Source organism: Sphingobium jiangsuense, assembly GCF_014196495.1.
Lineage (GTDB): Bacteria > Pseudomonadota > Alphaproteobacteria > Sphingomonadales > Sphingomonadaceae > Sphingobium > Sphingobium jiangsuense.
In genome coordinates, this window is record NZ_JACIDT010000014.1 from 25,470 (window position 1) to 46,139 (window position 20,670).

Annotated in this window: 22 protein-coding genes and 2 tRNA genes; 21 read left to right on the top strand and 3 right to left on the bottom strand. The window is 66.8% G+C overall.

What is annotated here, in order from left to right; genetic code table 11:
- The first annotated feature begins 4 nt into the window (after positions 1-4).
- The 15 genes from cydD (at position 5) to GGR43_RS16950 (ending at position 12,500) form a co-directional block, all read left to right on the top strand.
- Positions 5-1,597 (top strand): thiol reductant ABC exporter subunit CydD, encoded by a 1,593-nt coding sequence (gene cydD, locus GGR43_RS16880; protein WP_188073141.1) that lies wholly within the window; start codon positions 5-7, stop codon positions 1,595-1,597.
- Complete coding sequence (locus GGR43_RS16885) at positions 1,594-3,210, top strand: amino acid ABC transporter ATP-binding/permease protein (protein ID WP_188073142.1); 1,617 nt, start codon at positions 1,594-1,596, stop codon at positions 3,208-3,210. The genes cydD and GGR43_RS16885 overlap by 4 nt, the downstream gene beginning before the upstream one ends.
- A gap of 97 nt (positions 3,211-3,307) precedes the next feature.
- Positions 3,308-4,747 (top strand): 3-isopropylmalate dehydratase large subunit, encoded by a 1,440-nt coding sequence (gene leuC, locus GGR43_RS16890; RefSeq protein WP_188073143.1) that lies wholly within the window; start codon positions 3,308-3,310, stop codon positions 4,745-4,747.
- Positions 4,744-4,905 (top strand): hypothetical protein, encoded by a 162-nt coding sequence (locus GGR43_RS16895; RefSeq protein WP_188073219.1) that lies wholly within the window; start codon positions 4,744-4,746, stop codon positions 4,903-4,905. Before leuC ends, GGR43_RS16895 begins: the two co-directional genes overlap by 4 nt.
- Positions 4,905-5,498 carry a 3-isopropylmalate dehydratase small subunit gene (gene leuD, locus GGR43_RS16900; protein WP_188073144.1) on the top strand — a complete coding sequence of 198 codons (594 nt, stop codon included), beginning with the start codon at positions 4,905-4,907 and terminating at the stop codon, positions 5,496-5,498. The genes GGR43_RS16895 and leuD overlap by 1 nt, the downstream gene beginning before the upstream one ends.
- 57 nt (positions 5,499-5,555) lie before the next feature.
- Complete coding sequence (locus GGR43_RS16905) at positions 5,556-5,879, top strand: DUF1476 domain-containing protein (protein WP_188073145.1); 324 nt, start codon at positions 5,556-5,558, stop codon at positions 5,877-5,879.
- A gap of 21 nt (positions 5,880-5,900) precedes the next feature.
- Positions 5,901-6,134, top strand: coding sequence for a BolA/IbaG family iron-sulfur metabolism protein (locus GGR43_RS16910; protein ID WP_188073146.1), 234 nt, complete (start codon positions 5,901-5,903; stop codon positions 6,132-6,134).
- Positions 6,135-6,186: 52 nt separating this feature from the next.
- Positions 6,187-6,519, top strand: a complete 333-nt coding sequence (grxD, locus tag GGR43_RS16915) for a Grx4 family monothiol glutaredoxin (protein ID WP_188073147.1) — start codon at positions 6,187-6,189, stop codon at positions 6,517-6,519.
- 421 nt (positions 6,520-6,940) lie between these two features.
- The gene (locus GGR43_RS16920) at positions 6,941-7,639 is read left to right on the top strand and encodes a DUF2726 domain-containing protein (protein WP_188073148.1); all 699 of its coding nucleotides are present in this window, start codon (positions 6,941-6,943) and stop codon (positions 7,637-7,639) included.
- Positions 7,640-7,723: 84 nt separating this feature from the next.
- On the top strand, positions 7,724-8,611 hold the full coding sequence (locus GGR43_RS16925) for an MBL fold metallo-hydrolase (protein WP_188073149.1): 888 nt from the start codon (positions 7,724-7,726) through the stop codon (positions 8,609-8,611).
- The gene (locus GGR43_RS16930; protein WP_284278466.1) at positions 8,608-9,261 is read left to right on the top strand and encodes a DUF4230 domain-containing protein; all 654 of its coding nucleotides are present in this window, start codon (positions 8,608-8,610) and stop codon (positions 9,259-9,261) included. Before GGR43_RS16925 ends, GGR43_RS16930 begins: the two co-directional genes overlap by 4 nt.
- Before the next feature lie 13 nt (positions 9,262-9,274).
- Positions 9,275-10,279, top strand: a complete 1,005-nt coding sequence (gene nadA / locus GGR43_RS16935) for a quinolinate synthase NadA (RefSeq protein ID WP_188073150.1) — start codon at positions 9,275-9,277, stop codon at positions 10,277-10,279.
- A gap of 25 nt (positions 10,280-10,304) precedes the next feature.
- The gene (locus tag GGR43_RS16940; RefSeq protein WP_188073151.1) at positions 10,305-10,865 is read left to right on the top strand and encodes a DUF924 family protein; all 561 of its coding nucleotides are present in this window, start codon (positions 10,305-10,307) and stop codon (positions 10,863-10,865) included.
- Between the two features lie 50 nt (positions 10,866-10,915).
- Positions 10,916-11,776 (top strand): carboxylating nicotinate-nucleotide diphosphorylase, encoded by an 861-nt coding sequence (gene nadC, locus GGR43_RS16945; RefSeq protein ID WP_188073152.1) that lies wholly within the window; start codon positions 10,916-10,918, stop codon positions 11,774-11,776.
- Positions 11,769-12,500, top strand: coding sequence for a ribonuclease T2 (locus GGR43_RS16950; protein ID WP_246343848.1), 732 nt, complete (start codon positions 11,769-11,771; stop codon positions 12,498-12,500). Before nadC ends, GGR43_RS16950 begins: the two co-directional genes overlap by 8 nt.
- Before the next feature lie 277 nt (positions 12,501-12,777).
- On the opposite strand, the gene GGR43_RS16955 is transcribed toward GGR43_RS16950, so the two are convergent.
- Both GGR43_RS16955 and GGR43_RS16960 read right to left on the bottom strand, forming a co-directional pair.
- Positions 12,778-12,853, bottom strand: a tRNA-Ala gene (locus tag GGR43_RS16955).
- A 155-nt stretch (positions 12,854-13,008) separates the two neighbouring features.
- The gene (locus GGR43_RS16960; RefSeq protein ID WP_188073153.1) at positions 13,009-13,347 is read right to left on the bottom strand and encodes a TIGR02300 family protein; all 339 of its coding nucleotides are present in this window, start codon (positions 13,345-13,347) and stop codon (positions 13,009-13,011) included.
- A 176-nt stretch (positions 13,348-13,523) separates the two neighbouring features.
- Here GGR43_RS16960 and aroA point away from each other — a divergent pair, with 176 nt between their 5' ends.
- The 6 genes from aroA (at position 13,524) to GGR43_RS16990 (ending at position 19,943) form a co-directional block, all read left to right on the top strand.
- Positions 13,524-14,855, top strand: a complete 1,332-nt coding sequence (aroA, locus tag GGR43_RS16965) for a 3-phosphoshikimate 1-carboxyvinyltransferase (protein ID WP_188073207.1) — start codon at positions 13,524-13,526, stop codon at positions 14,853-14,855.
- On the top strand, positions 14,852-15,481 hold the full coding sequence (locus GGR43_RS16970) for a (d)CMP kinase (protein ID WP_188073154.1): 630 nt from the start codon (positions 14,852-14,854) through the stop codon (positions 15,479-15,481). Before aroA ends, GGR43_RS16970 begins: the two co-directional genes overlap by 4 nt.
- 218 nt (positions 15,482-15,699) lie before the next feature.
- Positions 15,700-17,406, top strand: coding sequence for a 30S ribosomal protein S1 (gene rpsA / locus GGR43_RS16975; protein ID WP_188073155.1), 1,707 nt, complete (start codon positions 15,700-15,702; stop codon positions 17,404-17,406).
- 215 nt (positions 17,407-17,621) lie between these two features.
- Positions 17,622-17,909, top strand: coding sequence for an integration host factor subunit beta (locus GGR43_RS16980; protein WP_188073156.1), 288 nt, complete (start codon positions 17,622-17,624; stop codon positions 17,907-17,909).
- Positions 17,910-18,257: 348 nt separating this feature from the next.
- A tRNA-Leu gene (locus GGR43_RS16985) sits at positions 18,258-18,343 on the top strand.
- A 226-nt stretch (positions 18,344-18,569) separates the two neighbouring features.
- A complete protein-coding gene (locus GGR43_RS16990; RefSeq protein WP_284278461.1) occupies positions 18,570-19,943 on the top strand; it encodes an ABC transporter substrate-binding protein in 1,374 nt (457 codons plus the stop codon).
- A 6-nt stretch (positions 19,944-19,949) separates the two neighbouring features.
- On the opposite strand, the gene GGR43_RS16995 is transcribed toward GGR43_RS16990, so the two are convergent.
- Complete coding sequence (locus tag GGR43_RS16995; RefSeq protein WP_188073158.1) at positions 19,950-20,603, bottom strand: prolyl hydroxylase family protein; 654 nt, start codon at positions 20,601-20,603, stop codon at positions 19,950-19,952.
- Between the last annotated feature and the right edge of the window lie 67 nt (positions 20,604-20,670).

Here is a 20,670-nt window from a genome sequence, read left to right on the forward strand (position 1 = left end):
GAATATGAACAACCTCCCAAAAGCCGTGAAGAACAGGAAGGCCGCCTTGTTCTGGCTGGCCGACGCGGCGTGCGCGATCGGCGGGGCTGCCTTTCTTTCCCTGGCCGTTTCGATAATTCCGCAAGGCGATATCGGGTTCCTTTCGCTGGCGGTGATCGGTCTGTGCACCCTCTATGCCGCTCGCGCGCTGATGCAAGCCGGAGCTGCGGTGGTGGGACAATATGACGCGGACGGCGCGCGCGCGGGCTGGCGCCGGGCCTGCTACCCCGCGCTGCTCTCGGCCGTGCCGGGCGACCGGCGCATGCTGGGGGAGGCGGTGGCCGACGCGGTGGACCGGATCGAGGATCTGGACGGCTATCACGCCCGTTTCCTGCCGCTGCGGCTGGCGGCGGTGGCCGCGCCGCTGATGATCGCGCTCGCCGCCGCGCCTGCGAGCCCGGTCGCGGCGGCGATCCTGCTGGGCACGCTGCTGCCCTTCGGCCTCGGCATGGCGCTGGCGGGGACGGCGGCGTCGCGCGCGGCGCGGCGGCAACTGGAGGCGCTGGGCCGCCTGTCCGGGCTGTTCGTCGACCGGGTGCGGGCGCTGCCGGTCATCGTCGGCTTCGGCGCGCAGGACCGGGTGAGCCGCCAGTTGGAGCAGGCAACGCGGGAGGTTGCCGACCGGACGCTGGGCGTGCTGCGCGTTGCCTTCCTGTCCGGCGCGGTGATGGAATTCTTCGCCGCGCTGTCGGTGGCGCTGGTCGCCGTCTATTGCGGCTTCAACCTGCTCGACCTGCTGCCTTTTCCCGCGCCGGAAAGGCTGACGCTGGGCCAGGCGCTCTATGTGCTGCTGCTGGCGCCGGAATTCTACCTGCCGATGCGGCGGCTGGCTGCGGCCTATCATGAGAAGCAGGTCGGCGAGGCGGCGCTGGAGCGGCTGGCGGCGATGGGGCAGGCGGGGGCGAGCGCGCCCGCCTCTTCTCCGCTGCCTCGCCCGCCCGCGCTGCGGTTCGAGGCGGTGGTCGTCGATCATGGCGAGGCGCGGGTCGGGCCTTTCTCCTTCGACGTGCCCGCCGGGCGGATGACGGCGATCCGCGCGCCCTCCGGCATGGGCAAGTCGAGCCTGCTGCATGCGCTGCTGGGGCTGGCCCGGCCGGGGGAGGGGCGGATCATGGTGGAGGACGGCGCGGTGGCGCTGGCGGCCCTGCCCGGCCATGTCGGCTGGGCGGGGCAGGCGGTCGCGCTCGTGCCCGGCACGCTGGCCGACAATATCCGCCTCGCCCGCCCGGATGCGAGCGATGCCGAGGTGGAGGCGGTGGCGCGCCGCGCCGGGCTCGGCCCGATGATCGACGCGCGCGGGCAGGGGCTGACGCTGCGGCTCGACCATCGCGGTTCCGGCCTTTCCGGCGGGGAGCGCCGCCGCATCGCGATCGCGCGGGTGCTGCTGAAGGATGCGCCGCTCTGGCTGCTGGACGAGCCGACGGCGGACCTCGATGCGGCCTCCGCGGCGGATATCGGCGCGATCCTGCGCGCGGAGGGGCGGGGTCGGACGGTCTTGCTCGCCACCCATAGCGAGGCGCTGGCCGCGCTCGCCGATCATCAGGTGGTCCTCACATGAACAAGGCCGATCCCGAAACGCTGCTGGCGCGGGCGATCGCCCCGCAGCGCCCGGCGGTGCGCGCGGGGATGCTCTGCGCGGCGGTCGCGGCGGTGGCGGGCGTGTGCCTGCTCGGCCTGTCGGGCTGGTTCATCACCGGCGCCGCGCTGGCGGGGCTGGGCGGGGTGCTCGTCGCGCAGTCCTACAACTATATGCTGCCGAGCGCGCTGATCCGCCTGCTGGCGATCCTGCGCACCGCCTCGCGCTATGGCGAGCGCTATTACAGCCACAAGGCGGCGCTGCTGGCGCTGGCGACGGTGCGGGCGCGGCTGTTCGACGCGATCCTTGCCGCCCGCGACGCGCGCGCCTGGTCCGCCGGGGAGGCGGTGGCGGGGCTGGTGCAGGATATCGGCGCGCTGGAGGACCGGCTGGTGCGCAAGCCCGCGCTGCCCGCCGCGCTGGCGGGCGGCGGCGCCGGGCTGGCGCTGACGCTGCTCGCCGGGCCATGGGCGGCGCTGGCGCTGCTCGCGATCCTGATCCTGCTGCCATGGGCCGCGCTGCGCCTGTCGCCGCCGATGCTCAACCGTCCCGCCGCCGAACTGGCCGGGGCGCTGGGGCGGCTGAAAACCGATATGATCGGCTATGCGCAGGCCTCGCCGGAGATCGTCGCCTATGGCATGGCCCCGGCCTTGCAGCAGGCGCTGGAGGCCGAAGCGCGGACGGCCGACCGGGCGCGGCTGCGGCTGGCGCGGGGGGAGGCGTTGATCGGCGGCCTGCTGACGCTGGGCGGCGGCGTGGCGATGGCGGCGGCGCTGCTGCTGTCGGACGGGCCGTTGCCGCTGCGGGTGCTGGCGGCGCTGGCCTCGGCGGGCGCGGTCGAGAGCCTCGGTGCGCTGGTGCGGGGCATCATGCGCGACGCGGTGGTGGGCGCGGGGCTGGAGCGGCTCCGCGCGCTCGCCGCGCAGGGGGAGGCAGGGCCGGCCTCGATGGCGGTCGAAGGCCTTGCCGGCGAAACCCTCGAACTGCCGACGCCTTCCGGCCCGCTGCTGCTGAAGGCGGGTGAGCGGCTGGCGATCATCGGTCCTTCGGGCAGCGGCAAGACGCGGCTGGCCGAGGGGCTGGCGGGCATCCGGCCGCAGGAGGGGGGCGGCATCCGCATCGACGGCCATGCGCTGGCCGATCTGCCGCCGGACCAGGTGCGGGCGCTGTTTGCGCTTTCGCCGCAGGAGGGCGGGCTGCTTTCCGGCACGGTGCTCGACAATCTGCGCCTTGCCCGGCCGGGCATTCCCGAAGCGGAGATGTGGGAGGCGCTGGAAGCGGCCAGCCTCGCGCAGGAGGTGAGGGCGATGCCGGACGGGCTGAACCAGTGGCTCGGCGATGGCGGCATGCGCCTTTCCGGCGGCCAGCGCAAGCGCCTGTCGATCGCGCGGGCGCTGCTCGCCGGGCGGCGCTGGCTGGTGCTGGACGAGCCGAGCGAGGGGCTGGACGCGGCGACCGAGGCGCGGCTGATGCGGGGGCTGGACGGCTGGTTGCGGCGCACCGGCGCGGGCCTTATCCTCATCACCCACCGCCCCGCGCCGCTCGCCCTGTGCGAGCGCCGGTTCGATCTGGGGGCTGCCGCTTCCGGCAATTGAAAAAAAGTGGAGTTTTTTACCGCAAATTTTGGTAAATATCCGCAAATGGGGTGTTTCCATCTTTCGTTGCGTGCACGATGGCGCTAGGGACGCGCACATGACACAGTCACGCACTTTGTATGAGAAGATTTGGGACGCTCATGTCGTTGAGCGTCGGGAAGACGGCACCTGCCTCATCTATATCGACCGGCACCTCGTTCATGAGGTGACCAGCCCGCAGGCGTTCGAGGGACTCCGCATGGCAGGCCGCAAGGTGCGCCGCCCGGACCTGACGCTCGCCGTGCCGGATCATAACCTGCCGACCACCGCCCGCATTGACGGGCAGGGGCAGCGCATTCCGATCGCCGATCCCGAAAGCGCGCAGCAGCTTGCGGCGCTGGAGCGCAACGCGCCGGAATTCGGCGTCAAATATATCGGCGCGACCGATCCGGAACAGGGCATCGTCCATGTCGTCGGGCCGGAACAGGGCTTCACCCTGCCGGGCACGACCCTGGTGTGCGGCGACAGCCACACGGCGGCGCACGGCGCGCTCGGCGCGCTGGCCTTCGGCATCGGCACCAGCGAGGTCGAGCATGTGCTGGCGACGCAGACGCTGCTGCTCAAGCCCAGCAAGACCATGGAAATCCGCGTCGAGGGCACGCTGGGCGCCGGTGTGACGCCCAAGGACGTGATCCTGCACGTGATCGGCGTGATCGGCACGGCGGGCGGCACCGGCCATGTGATCGAGTATCGCGGCAATGTGTTCGAGGAAATGTCGGTCGAGGGGCGCCTCACCGTCTCCAACATGTCGATCGAGGGCGGCGCGCGCGCGGGGCTGTTCGCGCCCGACGAAAAGACCTTCGCCTATCTGAAAGGGCGCCCGATGGCGCCGAGGGGCGCGGATTGGGACGCGGCGGTCGCCTGGTGGAAGACGCTGCGCACCGATGAGGGCGCGCGCTTCGACCGCTCGGTGGTAATCGACGCGGCCGATATCGCGCCGACCGTCACCTGGGGCACCAGCCCGGAGGACGTGGTGCCGATCACCGGCACCGTCCCCGCGCCGGAAAGCTTCGAGGATCCGACCAAGCGGGCGGCCGCCGAAAAGGCGCTCGACTATATGGGCCTGACCGCCGGGCAGCGGATGCAGGACATAGAGGTCCAGCATGTGTTCATCGGCAGCTGCACCAACAGCCGCATAGAGGATCTGCGCGCTGCCGCCGCCGTGGTGAAGGGGCACAAGGTCGATCGTCGCATCCGGCAGGCGCTGATCGTTCCAGGATCCGGCCTCGTCAAGTTGCAGGCGGAGAAGGAAGGGCTGGACCGCATCTTCATCGACGCGGGCTTCGAATGGCGGGAGCCGGGCTGCTCCATGTGCCTGGGCATGAACCCGGACAAGGTGCCGAGCGGCGAGCGCTGCGCGTCGACCTCCAACCGCAATTTCATGGGGCGCCAGGGTCCGGGCGCCCGCACCCATCTGGTTTCCCCGGCAATGGCGGCGGCCGCCGCGATTACCGGGCATCTCACCGATATCCGCGAACTGACGGGGGAAGAGGCATGAAGGCTGTGTTCTGGATGTTGGCCGCGGGGGCTCTGGCCAGCGCGGCGCTGGCCGCGAGCGTCGGTCAGGCGGAGGATAACGCCCTCGAAGGAACCGCCGGGCAGGAGTCCGGCGCGGATGCTCCTGCCCCCGCTTCCGGGGCGAAGGCGGTGCGCTGATGGAGCCGATCAACACGGTCGAGGGCCGGGCCTATCCGCTGGGTGTAAAGAATGTCGACACCGACATGATCATCGCCGCCAAATGGCTCAAGACCATCAGCCGCGCGGGGCTGGGCAAGGGCGCGTTCGAGGCGATGCGGCAGCAGCCGGGCAATGTGTTCGACGATCCCGAATATGCCGGCAGCCCGATCCTGATCGCCGGCGACAATTTCGGCTGCGGGTCGAGCCGCGAGCATGCCGCCTGGGCGCTGATGGACATGGGCGTCAAGGTCGTGATCGCGCCGAGCTTTTCGGACATTTTCTCCGGCAATGCGTTCAAGAACGGCATCCTGACCGTGGTGCTGCCGCAGGAGATGATCGATCGTCTGATGGAGGTCGCGAAAACCGACCCCATCCATATCGACCTGGAAGCGCAGACGGTGACGACGCCGTTTCAGGACCGTTTCCGGTTCGAGATCGACCCGTTCCGCAAGAGCTGCCTGCTGGGCGGACTGGACGAAATCGGCCTGACGCTGGCAAATACCGCCGGCATCGACCGTTATGAACAACGCCGGGTGGCCGACCAGCCCTGGCTGGTGCCCGTTCTTGCCTGAACGGACCGGCGGCCTTACCTTGGCCATGATCTTCATTGCTTATCGAGGCGCACAGAAATGACGAGTTTTCAGGATCGCGAACGGGCTTTCGAAGCGAAGTTCGCCCATGACGAAGAAATGCAGTTCCGCATCATCGCCCGCCGCAACCGCCTGCTGGGTGAATGGGCCGCCGCCAAGATGGGGCTGGATGCCGCGGAAACCGATGCCTATGCGAAGGCGGTGGTGCAGGCCGATTTCGAGGAAGCGGGTGACGAGGACGTGATCCGCAAGCTGGTGGGCGACCTCACCAGCGCGGGCGTCGATATCGACGAGGCGGCGGTCCGCGCGGCGCTGGACGAGCAGACGGTCATCGCCCGCCGCATGTTCATCGAGCCGCAATAAGCGACGGGGGCGAGATATCCCATGCCGATGGCGGCCGATGATATTGCCGGTCTTATCCGCGAGGCCATTCCCGACGCCGTGGTCGAGATCACCGATCTGGCCGGGGACGGCGACCATTATGCCGCGAAGGTCATCTCGGAAAGCTTCCGGGGCCTGAGCCGCGTGCGCCAGCATCAGGCGGTCTATGCGGCGCTGGGCGGGCGGATGGGCGGCGTGCTTCACGCCTTGCAACTGACGACCGCCGTTCCCACCTGATAGCCGTGGCGCGTCTGGTCAGGGCGCGGGATATTTCCGTTAGGAGCCGAATATGAGTGAAGAAGTACAGGCGCGCATCGCTGGCATCGTCGGCGGCAATGATGTGGTGCTGTTCATGAAGGGCACGCCGCTGTTCCCGCAATGCGGCTTTTCCAGCCGCGCCATCGCCATCCTGGAGCATCTGGGCGTCCCCTATGAGAGCGTCGACGTGTTGCAGGATCAGGAAGTGCGGCAGGGCATCAAGGCCTTTTCCGACTGGCCGACCATTCCCCAGCTTTATGTGAAGGGCGAGTTCATCGGCGGCAGCGACATCATGATGGAGATGTACGAAGCCGGGGAACTGCATCAGCTGATGGCCGAAAAGGGCGTTGTCAGCGCGGGGTGAATTGCCCCTATCGCATCGGTACGGAAGAGGGCGGCTTCGGCCGCCTTTTTTCATGCGCCACTCGCCGGGAGAGGGGCGGGGCTCGCTTGATCGTCACGGGTCTGCAGGGGGGTCCGGGTGGGGGATGCGTCGCGGAGACAAGGCGCCGGCATCCCCCTCGTTCGGAAAGCTGAACGGGTAGTGCGACAAGATATGCAGCGAGCGTGCCAGTTCGCGATACTGCCGGAATATCGGGCGATATGATGGTTAACACCGGTTTTGAGGTTTTTGCTTTTGTAAAATTTCCCGACGTTTCACTGTTCGGAAGGACGCGATCCCATCCTCTGTGTGGGTCGTTACCGGGGAGGGTGATTGGCAGTAATCCGCCGAAAATGGACGGAGTTTAACTTTCTTCTTACCTAAATACCGGCATAAGCGCACTATGTTGGCTGAACTGAATATGATGCTGGACATGCCGGTAGCGCTCTTCCTCGTGCTGGCGGTTGGGGCGGCGATTGGCGTCGGCGCGGAGAAGCTGTTCACCGCGATCGATCGGGAAAAGCGTCGTGCCTATTGGCAGGGACGAAATGCGGGCAAAGCGCAGCGGCGCGTGGTCACATCCATTTCGGCCGCACCCGCAAAATCTGATTCAACCCAGATTGCGGCCGATCAGTTGCGCACGGTCATGAACGCCGAGTTCAAGCCTCGTCCCTTGCTCAACAAGCCGGAACGTCGCCTGTTGAGCTGTATCGATCGCGTGCTGTCGGAAGAGAGCCCCGGCTGGCGCGCCATGGGGCAGGTGTCTCTGGGCGAAATCCTGTATAGTCATGACAAGGAGGCATTCTGGGCGATCAACGCCAAGCGGGTGGATTTGCTGATCATCGATCCAGATTGCCGTCCGCTGCATGCGGTGGAATTTCAGGGCACTGGCCATCATGGCAGCCCGGAGACGGCTGCGCGGGATGCCGTGAAAAGGGAAGCCCTGCGCCGTGCAGGGATCGGCTATGTGGAAGTTATGAGCGGCGATACGCCGCTTGAAGTGCGGGAGAAGGTCCGCAAGCTGATAAGTCGCGGTAATGCGCTGCTTCAGCCCGCCTCCTCGGTGAGGCAGGCGGAGAAGATTCAACGCGCGCCTCATTGATGTTGAGCACGCGCTCTTCCCGTTCCTGATAGCATTTTGCACCGAAAGCCTTGAATAATCGCGGCGGATCGGCACATGGGAAGCATGGAACCGCCTTTCGATATCGCGACCCTGCCCGCTGGCCGGGCGATGCGTCTCTCGCCGCTGGTGAGCCGGGTGCTGGCGCCCAATCCGTCGCCTTTCACCTTCACCGGCACGCAAAGCTATGTCGTCGGGCAGGCGCGGGTGGCGGTGATCGATCCCGGCCCGGACGAAGGCGTGCATCTCGACGCGCTGATCGCCGCGATCGCCGGGCGGCCGGTGGCGGCGATCCTGTGCACCCACACCCATCGCGACCACAGCCCGGCGGCGGCCCCGCTCGCGCACAGGACCGGCGCGCCGGTCATCGGCTGCGCGCCGCTGACGCTGGACGATGAAGGGCCGCGCGCCGACGCCGCCTTCGATGCCGACTATCGCCCCGACGAGGTGATGGCCGATGGCGCGGTCCTCTCCGGCGACGGCTGGACGCTGGAGGCGGTGGCGACGCCGGGGCATACCTCCAACCATCTCTGTTTCGCGCTGGCGCAGGAAAGGGCGCTGTTCACCGGCGACCATGTGATGGGCTGGTCCACCAGCGTGGTTTCCCCGCCCGATGGCGACATGGGCGAGTATATGCGCTCGATGCAGAAGCTGCTGGAGCGGGACGACGCGATCTACTACCCCGCCCATGGCGAGCCGGTCGACCGGCCGCAGCGGCTGGTGCGCGGCATGATGGGGCATCGCAAGCATCGCGAGGGGCAGATATTGCGCCATATCACCGCCGGGCCGCGCGGCGCCGCCATCCCCGCGATGGTCGAGGAAATGTACAAGGGCGTCGACCGCAAGCTGCACCCGGCGGCGGCGCGATCGGTGCTCGCCCATCTGCTCGATCTGGAACAGCGGGGCCTCGCCACCCATATGGGAGGGGATATCTGGAAAGGACTCGCTGGGTGAAGAAACTGCTTCTTTCTCTTCTCGCCGTGCTGGCGGTCGCCGGGGCGGCGCTGGGCGGGGGCTATTATGTCTACAGCAAGCTGCGCGCCGATGCGGGCGGCACCGTGCAGAGCGTCACCACGGCGAGCCTTGCGGGCCTGCACGAGCAGGCGCGGTTGACGCCGTTCATCGCCCGCTTCGTCGCGGTGGTCACCTCGCGCCAGCAGCGCATGGGCCTGTCCGCCGAACGGACGATGATCATGCCCGGAACCGTGCGCTACGAGATCGACCTGACGAAGATCACCGCGCAGGACGTGACGTGGGACGAGGCGACGAAAACGCTGTCGGTCCGGATGCCGCCACTGATCCTCGCCGGGCCGGAGGTCGACCTGTCGGGCATCCGCCAATATGGCGAGAAGGGCCTGCTCACCATGTTCACCGATGCGGAAAAGCTGCTGGACGACACCAACCGCAAGGAAGGGCAGGAGGAATTGATGCAGCAGGCGCGCAGCGCGGTGCCCATGCGCCTCGCCCGCGACGCCGCCCGCTCCGCGATCGAGCGCACCTTCGCATTGCCATTGCGGGCAATTGGGGTACAGGCGGATGTGAGGGCCAGCTTCGCCGATGAGCGGGCGGAAGAACAACAGGGCGGCATCGCCGCCGCCGAGTAAGAAGGTATTGGCTATGGACGCGCGTGGTGGAATGGGCGGATCGCTCGCTGGGGTCGACCTGCTGGCGGAGATCAACCGGCTGAGGAAAGAACGGAACGCCGTCATCCTCGCCCATTATTATCAGAAGCCGGAAATTCAGGACCTCGCCGATTTCGTCGGCGATTCGCTGGAATTGTCGCGCAAGGCGGCGGCGACCGACGCGGACGTGATCGTCTTTTCCGGCGTGCGCTTCATGGCGGAAACGGCCAAGATCCTCTCGCCCGACAAGATCGTCGTGCTGCCGGATATGGACGCGGGCTGTTCGCTTGAGGACAGCTGCCCGCCCGACCAGTTCAAGGCGTTCCGCGAGGCGCACCCGGATCATATCGCGCTGACCTACATCAACTGCTCGACCGAGGTGAAGGCGCTCAGCGACATCATCGTCACCAGCAGCTCGGCGGAAAAGATCCTCGCGCAGATCCCGCCGGAGCAGAAGATCATCTTCGGCCCGGACAAGAATCTCGGCGGCTATCTCGCGCGCAAGACCGGGCGCGACCTGCTGCTCTGGCCGGGCGTGTGCATCGTGCACGAGGCGTTCAGCGAAACCGAACTGATGAAACTGAAGATCGAGCATCCCGACGCGCCCATCGCCGCGCACCCGGAATGCCCGCCCTATATCCTCGACCATGCCGATTATGTCGGGTCGACCAGCGGCATCCTCGACTATTCGAAAACGATGGAAGGCGATATGCTGATCGTCGCGACCGAGCCGCACATCATCCACCAGATGGAAAAGGCGGTGCCGGAAAAGACCTTCATCGGCGCGCCGGGCGCGGACGGCAACTGCAACTGCAATGTGTGCCCTTATATGGCGCTCAACACGCTGGAGAAAATCTACCTCTGCCTGCGCGACCTCGAACCGCGTATAGAGATAGAGGAAGGGCTGCGGCTGGAGGCGAAGAAGAGCCTCGACCGGATGCTCGAACTGGCGTCGAACACGGTCGGGCAGGGCGATCTGGGCACGCGCCAGCCGGCCTGAAGGAAGGGAAGAGGGGCGACAGGTCATGGAGACGGAGGATAGCCGGACAGCCGCCAGGACCGTGCTGGATTTCTGGTTCGGGGAGCTGACCCCGCAGCAGCATTTCGGCAAGGATCCGTTGCTCGACGAGGTGATCCGCAGGCGCTTCGCCGGGCTGCGCGAGGAAGTGTTCGCGACCGATGCGGCCGGGTGGCAGGACAGCCCCGAAACCATGCTCGCGGCGGTGATCGTGCTCGACCAGTTCTCGCGCAACCTGTTCCGGGGCGCGGCCGAGGCCTATGCCGCCGACCCGCTGGCACTGGACCTGGCGCTGGCGGCCATCGCCAGGGGCTATCACGCCGATCTGGAACCGCAGCGCCGCGCCTTCCTCTACATGCCGCTGATGCATTGCGAGGACAGGGGCGTGCAGCTGTTCTCGATCCGCTGCTATTCCGACCCCGGCCTCGACTATAATCTGGAGTTCGCCAAGGCCCATGCCGAGGTGATCGAGCGCTTCGGCCGCTTCCCCAGCCGCAATGCGGCGTTGGGGCGCCAATCCACCGAGGCGGAGCTGGCCTATCTCGCCCAGCCGGGCGCGGGCTGGTAAACGGCATTTCCCGGCGGCCTCGCGCCGCCTTTTTCATCAGGCGACGATATATGAGCTTTTCTCTGCCCGGTTTCGATCTTTCCGCCTTTGTCGCCGCGACCCTGGAGGAGGATCTGGGCGGGCCGCCGGGACGAGGCGGCTGCGACGTGACTTCCGAAAGCGTGATCCCGGCCGATGCGCGCTTCACCGGCGTGATGGACAGCCGCGACGCGGTGACGGTGGCGGGCCTGCCGCTGGCCGAGGCCTTTTTCCGCGCGCTCGACCCGCAGGTGAAGGTCGAGATATTGGTGGGCGAGGGCCAGAAGGTCGCCGCCGGAACCGAGCTGATGCGCATATCCGGCAAGGCGCGGGCGCTGCTGACGGCGGAACGCTCCGCGCTCAACACGGTGCAGCATCTAACCGGCATCGCGACGATGACGCGCGATTATGTAGAGCGGATCGCCGGCACGGGCGCGACGCTGCTCGACACCCGCAAGACGATCCCCGGCCTGCGCGTGCTGGAAAAATATGCGACCCGCATGGGTGGCGCGACCAATCATCGCATGGGCCTGTGGGACGCGGCGATGATCAAGGACAATCATGTCGCGGTGGCGGGTTCCGTGGGTGAGGCGGTGCGGCGCGCGGTGGCGGCGGGCGTCGAGCGGATCATCGTGGAGGTGGACCGCATCGACCAGATCGAACCGGCGCTGGAGGCGGGGGCGACCCATTTGCTGCTCGACAATATGGACCCGGCGACGCTGCGCGGGGCGGTGACGCTGGTGAACGGGCGGGTGCCGACCGAGGCGTCGGGCGGCGTGCGGCTCGATACCATCCGCGCGATCGCGGAAACCGGCGTAACCTATGTCAGCGTGGGGCGCCTGACCCAGTCAGCGCCCGCCGCCGACATCGGCCTCGATTTCATGCATGGCTGACCCTTCGGCCGTCGGCATCGCGCTGTTTCTGGCGCTGATGCCGTCCTCCGGCGCGGCGCGGCCGCAGTCGGCGGGGGAGGGCGCGCAATGCCGCGTTCCCGCCTCGCTGCCCATGCCGCGCGCCGTGCGGGCGCCCGATCCGTCCGAGGTGCGCCGGATGCCGATCGGCGGCTATACGCTGGCCCTGTCCTGGTCGCCGCACTATTGCGCGGGACGGAAAGGCCGGGCCGACAGCCAGTGCGACGGGCGCGCGGGCCGCTTCGGCTTCATCCTCCATGGCCTGTGGCCTGAAGGACGGGGCGGGCGGAGCTGGCCGCAATATTGCGCGCCCGCTGCCTTGCTTCCCCGCCCGGTGCTGGCCGCGCAATTCTGCACCACGCCTTCGGTCCAGCTGATGCAGCATGAATGGGCGAAGCACGGCACCTGCATGACCCGGCGGCCGGAGGAATATTTCGCGCGAGGGCGGGCGCTCTACCAGCGGTTGCACCTTCCCGACATGGCGCGGCTGGCGGGGCAGAAGGGCCTGACGGCCGGGTCGGTGGCGCAGGCGTTCGCGGGCGGCGATCCGGGCCTGGATATCGGGATGATTCGCATCCGGGCGGAACGCGGATATCTGAGCGAGGTCTGGCTGTGCCTCGACACCGCCTTCCGTCCGGCCCGCTGCCCGGCAGGCAAGGCGGGCGCGCCGCTCTCCAGCCCGATTCGCATTCGCCCGCCGTCCTGACGGGAAGGGTCTGCGTCGGTTGCCGCTTGGGCAGCCTCAATCCCCTTTCGTCATGCCAGCGCAGGCTGGCATCGTTCACGGCGATACGGAACCAAGCCTCAACAGATGCCAGCCTGCGCTGGCATGACGGGAAGAAGGGTACCGGGAAGGGCCAAGAGAAGCTTGCGTTCTTTGGTGTCTCTGGAAACGGCGGAGCCTAGCGGGATCGAACCACGCCAGATGCACCGTGCGCATATGGCCATCAAAAGACTCAGCGGTTCGCGAGAGAAGGTTGAAATGGTGGAGCCTAGCGGGATCGAACCGCTGACCTCCTGCATGCCATGCAGGCGCTCTCCCAGCTGAGCTAAGGCCCCATTACCATTTCCGACCAACGGGTCTGGAAGCCCGTTAGAGGGATCATTTCCCGATTGCAAATCCTATTTGCGGGCCCCTGATCCGGGGGTCGACCCAAGGGTCTGCCTTGCGTCGAGGCGCTGCCTTTAGGGGAGCAGCGCCCCGGTTGCAAGCATTAATTATCGTCTTCGTTGTCGTCGTCGCCGGCGGCCACGCCCAGATCGTCGTCGCCGCCCAGATCGACGTCATTGTCCGGCGAATCGCCATCGTCATCGACATCGATGTCGATGTCCAGATCGGTGTCGACCTCGGCCAGATCGCCGTCCGCGGCCTCGCTCTGCTTGCTGGTCTGCACCTCTTCATAGGGCAGGGGCTGCTTCGACTTCAGCACCGGCTCCGGCTCCCACGAGACGCCGCAGGAAATGCAGGTCACGGGCTGATCCTTGCCGAGATCGTAAAAGCGGGTCGAGCATTTCGGGCAGGTTCTTTTCGTGCCCCATTCAGGCTTCACCATGTGCCGCCGTCCATCCTTCAAGTGAACAAGTGAAATATGTAACCCGAGGTTACACCGCGCAAATCGACGGGCGCCTTGCCATAGCAATGCGGCGCTGTCAAAAGCCGGTGCGATTTTTATACGAGAAAGCCGATAATCCAATGCAATTTCTTGCCGATGACGACCGGAATCAGTCGATGACCTTTCGCGCGCCCGCAAAGGGCCTGTCGGGCCGCGTCGCTGTGCCGGGCGACAAGAGCATCTCTCACCGCGCGCTGATGTTCTCCGCGCTCGCGGTCGGCGAAAGCCGTGTCGAGGGCCTGCTGGAAGGGGAGGACGTGCTCGCCACCGCCGCCGCGCTGCGCGCGATGGGCGCGCGGATCGAACGGGACGGCGAGGGCGTCTGGCATATCGCTGGAGTTGGCGTCGGCGGCCTGCTCCAGCCGCAACAGGCGCTGGAAATGGGCAATAGCGGCACCTCGACCCGGCTGCTGATGGGCCTGCTGGCGAGCCACGACCTGACCGCGACCTTCACCGGCGATGCTTCGCTGTCGAAGCGGCCGATGGGGCGGGTGATCGAGCCGCTTTCCCGCATGGGCGCGGAATTCACCGCCACCCCCGGCGTGAAGGGCAGCCAGACCCTGCCGCTGACGATGCGCGGCCTCGTGCCCGCCGTGCCGATCGAATATCGCCTGCCGGTGGCTTCGGCGCAGGTGAAGTCGGCGATATTGCTCGCCGGGCTCAACACGCCCGGCATCACCCGCGTGATCGAGCCGGAAGCGACCCGCGATCATAGCGAGCGGATGCTGCGCGGCTTCGGCGCGGAACTGACGGTCGAACAGGACGGCGAGGGCGCGCGCATCATCTCGATTCGCGGCGAGGCGGAATTGCGGCCGCAGCATATCCTGGTGCCGGGCGATCCGTCCTCGGCGGCGTTCCCGCTGGTCGCGGCGCTGATCGTGCCGGGATCGGACGTGACGATCACCGGCATCGGCATCAACGACACGCGCATCGGCCTCGTCAGGCTGTTGCAGGCGATGGGCGGCGACATCGAATTGCTGGACGTGCGCGACGAAGGCGGGGAGCCGGTTGCGGACCTGCATGTCCGCGCCTCGCGCCTGCGCGGCGTGGAGAACGACCCGGCGGACGTGCCGAGCATGGTCGACGAGTTCCCGGTCGCCTTCGTTGCGGCGGCGCTCGCCGAAGGGCGCAGCGTCTTTCGCGGGCTGGAGGAACTGCGCGTCAAGGAAAGCGACCGCATAGCGGTGATGGCGCAGGGGCTGCGCGCGATCGGCGCGCGGGTCGAGGAAACGGAGGACGGCCTTGTCATCGACGGCACCGGCGGGGAGCCGCTGGCCGGCGGCGGGCCGATCGCGACGCATCTCGACCATCGCATCGCGATGAGCTTCGCCGTCGCCGGGCTGGCGAGCCGGAACGGCGTCACCATCGACGACATGCGCCCGGTGGAAACGAGCTTCCCCGGCTTCGCGCCGCTGCTGAACCGGATCGGCGCCGGGGTGGAGGCGTGATCGTCGCGGTGGATGGACCGGCTGCTTCCGGCAAGGGAACCATCGCCCGCGCGCTGGCGGCGCATTACGGCCTGCCGCATCTCGACACCGGCCTGCTCTATCGCGCGGTGGCGTTGACGCTGAAGCGCGCCGGGGGCGACCCCGAAAGCGAGGCGGATGCCGTCGCCGCGACGGATTTCCCCGCCACGCTGCTTACCGATCCCGAATTGCGGACCGAAGCCACGGGCGCGCTGGCCTCGCGCGTGTCGGCCCATGGCGGCGTGCGGGCGGCGCTCAAGGCGCGGCAGCAGGCGTTCGCGGGACAGGCGGGCGGGGCGGTGCTTGACGGGCGGGACATTGGCACCGTCATCGTGCCGGATGCCGATGCAAAGCTCTATGTCACCGCTTCGCCGCAGGTGCGGGCGGACCGGCGCGCGCGGGAAATGGAGCAGCATGGCCTCGCCGCCGACCGCGAGGCGATGATCGCGGAGATCGTCGCGCGCGACGCCCGCGACATGGGGCGGGACAACGCGCCGCTGATGCAGGCCGCCGATGCGGACTTGCTAGATACCAGCGATTTGACTATAGCAGAGGCCGTCCAGAAGGCGATTGCGCTGGTGGATGCACGGGTGGAACGCCACCGATAAGAGTGGCGGCAGGCAAGGCGCACGGAGTCTCCGGGCGCCCTTTTTTGCTTATTCCGCGTGCATTTCGCTTCGTTTCCGCCGGATGGGTGCCGTTTGCGCATGGGGCGCCGGCGGCGGTTTGGCCAGGACGACAGAATCGCATTTCGTGATTCGGGTCCAGTTTGGAAAGACCTCCGGAGACAACCGGATGGCCAGCAAAAGTGAGTGAAGGAACCTATATGGCCTCAACGGCATTTCCGTCGCGCGACGATTTCGCGGCACTTCTCAATGATTCCCTCGGTGGCGAGGACGGCGGCTTCGAAGGCCGCGTCGTAAAGGGCACCGTTACCGCTATCGAAAATGATCTGGCCGTCATCGACGTGGGCCTCAAGAGCGAAGGCCGCGTGCCGCTGCGCGAATTCGCCGCGCCGGGCCAGAAGGCCGACCTGAAGGTCGGCGATGAAGTCGAAGTCTATGTCGATCGCGTCGAAAATGCCTATGGCGAAGCGATGCTGTCGCGCGATCGCGCGCGCCGCGAAGCCGCATGGGACAAGCTCGAATCCGAATTCGCCGAGAACGCCCGCGTCGAAGGCGTCATCTTCGGCCGCGTCAAGGGCGGCTTCACCGTCGACCTCGACGGCGCCGTGGCGTTCCTGCCCGGCTCGCAGGTCGACATCCGCCCGGTGCGCGACGTCACCCCGCTGATGGACATTCCGCAGCCCTTCCAGATCCTGAAGATGGATCGCCGCCGCGGCAACATCGTCGTGTCGCGCCGCGCCATCCTCGAAGAGACTCGCGCCGAACAGCGCAGCGGCCTCATCCAGACGCTGGCCGAGGGCCAGATCATCGAGGGCGTGGTCAAGAACATCACCGATTATGGTGCGTTCGTTGATCTGGGCGGCATCGACGGCCTGCTGCACGTCACCGATCTCAGCTACAAGCGCGTCAACCACCCCAATGAGATGATCAACATCGGCGATACCGTCCGCGTGCAGATCATCCGCATCAACCGCGACACCCAGCGCATCAGCCTCGGCATGAAGCAGCTGGAAAGCGATCCGTGGGAAGGCGCCGAAGCCAAGTATCCGGTCGGCGCGAAGCTGACGGGCCGCGTCACGAACATCACCGAATATGGTGCGTTCGTCGAACTGGAACCGGGCATCGAAGGCCTGGTCCACGTTTCGGAAATGAGCTGGACCAAGAAGAACGTCCACCCCGGCAAGATCGTGTCGACCAGCCAGGAAGTCGAAGTCGTCGTCCTCGAAGTCGACAGCGAGAAGCGCCGCATCTCGCTCGGCCTCAAGCAGGCGCAGAACAATCCGTGGGACAGCTTTGCCGAGCGTCACCCGATCGGTTCGACCGTCGAGGGCGAAGTCAAGAACGCGACCGAATTCGGCCTGTTCATCGGCCTGGAAGGCGATGTGGACGGCATGGTCCACATGTCCGACATCGCCTGGGGCATCTCCGGCGAGGACGCGCTCAACCTGCACCGCAAGGGCGAGGTCGTGAAGGCGGTCGTGCTCGACATCGACGTCGAGAAGGAGCGCATCAGCCTCGGCATGAAGCAGCTTGAAAAGGGCGCGCCGGGCGTCGGCCAGTCGACCGGTTCGGGCCTGTCGAAGAATCAGACCGTCACCGTCACCGTTCTCGAAGTCCGCGACGGCGGCCTAGAGGTGCAGGCGGGCGAGGATGGCGCCACCGGCTTCATCAAGCGCAGCGACCTTGGCCGCGACCGCGACGAGCAGCGCGCCGAGCGCTTCCAGCCGGGCCAGAAGTTCGACGCCATGGTCATCGGCTTCGACCGCAGCAAGAAGCCCAACTTCTCGATCAAGGCGCTGCAGATCGCCGAAGAAAAGCAGGCGGTCGCCCAATATGGTTCGTCCGACAGCGGCGCATCGCTGGGCGACATTCTTGGCGAAGCATTGAAAGCGAAGAGCGAAGGCTGATAGCCAAATTCTCTTCGGTTTGATTTAAAAGCCTCGCTGCGACTTTGTTGCAGCGGGGCTTTATTATTATTTTATTTTAGATATTTACAAAAATTTACGGATAATAATGTCCGTATTTGGGAAGTCGCGCCGAACAGGAACGTTGTCATCTCCGTGTCATTTGCGTAATAAGAGAAATCCGGCAATGAGTGGGACTGCCGGACTAAGGAGGACAAATGATCCGTTCCGAACTGATTCAGCGTCTGGCGGAAGAGAACAAAGACCTTACCCTTATGGAGGTCGAGCGGATTGTGGAACTTTTCTTTTCCGAAATCACCGAGCAACTCGCCAAGGGTGGGCGTGTGGAGTTGCGCGGTTTCGGAGCCTTTACGACGCGGTCGCGCGAAGCGCGCATGGGGCGCAATCCGCGCACCGGGGAATCCGTCGATATCAAGGCGAAGAAAGTGCCGTTTTTCAAGCCGGGCAAGGAAATCCGCGAACGCCTGAACGGCGGCGGCGACTAGGCGCCGGCTATCCTGTTTCCTGACGAAGAGAAGGCGCGCGGGCTTTCGCGCGTCCTGAAGGTGCACGGGATTGCGGTTTTGAATGGTCGGTTGACCTATCTTCTATCGTCACCCCAGCGCAGGCTGGGGGGCGTTGGCCTTGTCGCGCGTCGCCTCTTGAGGTGCCAGCCTGCGCTGGCATGACGCGATGGAGATGGCTGGCTTCGGGTGGTTAGCGATATTCCTCCTGCGCCGGAGGATCAGGGCGGAAACCCGGAATTGCCGGAACGGCATCCGTCCAACGGACGCTTGACGTCGCCACCGCGCCATTGCAGGGGTGGCGGGCCTGCCCCTTGCGAAGGGACTCTGGCGGACGTGGCGAAATCGGTAGACGCAGCGGACTTAAAATCCGCTTCCCTTCGGGAGTGCGGGTTCGAGTCCCGCCGTCCGCACCATCCTGCATCATCACAGGGCGGCCGGGGCCTCAACCCGTCCGGGCGCGCGCCACCGATGCGGATATCGGCTTGGACTTGCCCCGGCGTCGCGATAGGATGGCGACCGCCTTCTCCCTGACCGGAACCTGTTCCCTTGCCGTCTCGCTTCCCCCGCGCCGTTCTTTATCTGTCGCTCCTCCCCTTGCTGTTGGCCGCGGGCTGCGACCGTGGGCGCAGGGACGGGCCGGTGCGCGTCAGCGTCATGGGCAGCGAGAAGGAGGTGGAGGCCCCGCTCGCCCATATCGGAACCCGCGCGGGACAGGTGGTGTTCGCCGCGACGGCGCAGGGGCTGGTCAGCTATGACGCCGCCGGCGACGTCATTCCGGGGCTGGCGCAGCGCTGGATCGTCGTGGACGACGGCCGCAGCTACATCTTCCGCCTGAGGCGGGCGAAATGGCTCAACGGCAAGCGGGTGGACGCGCGCGACGTGCGCCGCCTGCTACTGGCCCGGATGGAGCGGGAGGTTGCGCGCGATCCCTACGGCATCATGGCGTCGGTGGACGAGGTGCTGGCGATGACCGGCGACGTCATAGAGATACGCCTCGTCGCGCCGCAGCCCGATTTCCTGCTGGCGATGGCCCAGCCGGAAATGGGCGTCGCCTTGCCCGACGGCGGCACCGGTCCCTATCGCCGCACCGGCGAAAGCAAGGAGAAGGGGGTGCTGCTGCTCGCCCCGGTCGAGGATGCGGACGAGGGCGTGACGGAGCCCAGGGCGCATGAGCGGCTGGTGCTGCGCGCCGAGCGGCCCAGCCGGGCGCTGGCGCGCTTCACCGGCGGAAAGGCCGATCTGGTGCTGGGTGGTACGCTGGCGGAATTCCCCTATATCGCGCTCGGCGAGGTGCCGCCCCGGACCGTGCGTTTCGACCCGGTGCAGGGGCTGTTCGGCCTCGCCCTGTCGCCCGACACGCCGATGTTCGCCGACGCCAATGTGCGCGAGGCGCTGTCGATGGCGATCGACCGGCAGGCGATCATCGGCTATTTCGATATGAGCCGGTGGAAGATCGCCGAGCAGATCCTGCCGCAGCAGCTCAACCTGCCGCATCCGCCGACCGCCCCCGGCTGGAGCGCGATGAGCATGGAGGATCGGCGCAATTTCGCCATCGGCGTGATCGCGCGCTGGCAGGCGCAGCATGGCGGCAAGCCGGTGGAACTCAGCATCGCGCTGCCGCCCGGACCGGGTATGAGCCTGCTGTTCCTGGCGCTGAAGGCGCAGTTGCAGGCGATCGGCATCACGGTGAGGCAGGTCGAGAAAAAGGGCGACCTGACCCTGATCGACGAGGTGGCGCCTTATGACAGTGTGGTCTGGTATCTCGGCCGCCTGAGCTGCGCGCGCAAGGTGCATTGCGACAAGGCGGCGGAGGATCTGCTCAAGCAAACGGTGAAGGCGACCGACATGAGCGCCCGGCTGTTCCTGCTGGGGCAGGTCGAGCCGCTGATCCAGCGGCATAACGGCTTCATTCCGCTCGCCATGCCGGTGCGCTGGTCGCTGGCGGCCTCCCGCCTCAACGGCTTCCAGCCGTCGCCGCGCGGGGATCGCAGCCTGCGCGGGCTGGTGGAGTAGGCCGCCTCAACCGCTCCACGGCCGCTCGCGATACCATTTGGTGATGACATATTTGGTGCCGCCGCGCACCTTCATGCCGTGGTGGATGCTGTCCGGGTTGAGGGAACCGTCGGCGCGGCGGTTGCTCCACGCCAGCATCTTGCCGGTCTGCGGCCGGATCGTCTTGCCGATACTGGTGAAGCGCGTCGCGCCGCCCTGCGCCGGTTCGTTGAGGTAGATCATCGCCGTCCACGTCCGGTTGCCCGCGACCGAGCAATAGCGCGCATAATCGGACCCATTCGGCTCGAAATAGTCGGTATGCGGCTTGAATTCCTGCCCGGCGGCGTAGCGCTGGCCCTGTATCGGTTCGCCATGGGCCGGGTCGATGCCGAGCCAGCCGGCGATCCGCGCGTCGATATCGGCAACGAACGGGTCGCCATGATCGAGATCGCAGGTCTCGCTGGTGCGGAACAGGCTGTCGCCATTGGCGTCGGCGATGGTGGAGGGGCGCCGCCGCGCGTCGATGCGGCCGATCAGCGCGGCGCATTCGTCCGGCGTCAGGAAATGCTTCTGCTGAAAGAGGATCAGCGCGGCGCCGGGGAAGCGCTGGACCCCCGGATGCCGGGCGATCCGCGCGAGGTCGGCGGTCGTGGCCGAGGGGGCGGTCTGCGATGGCTGCATGGACGAATCCCTATCCGGTTTTCCGCCGCATACACGCCCCGCCGCCGGGGACGCAAAATGAAATATT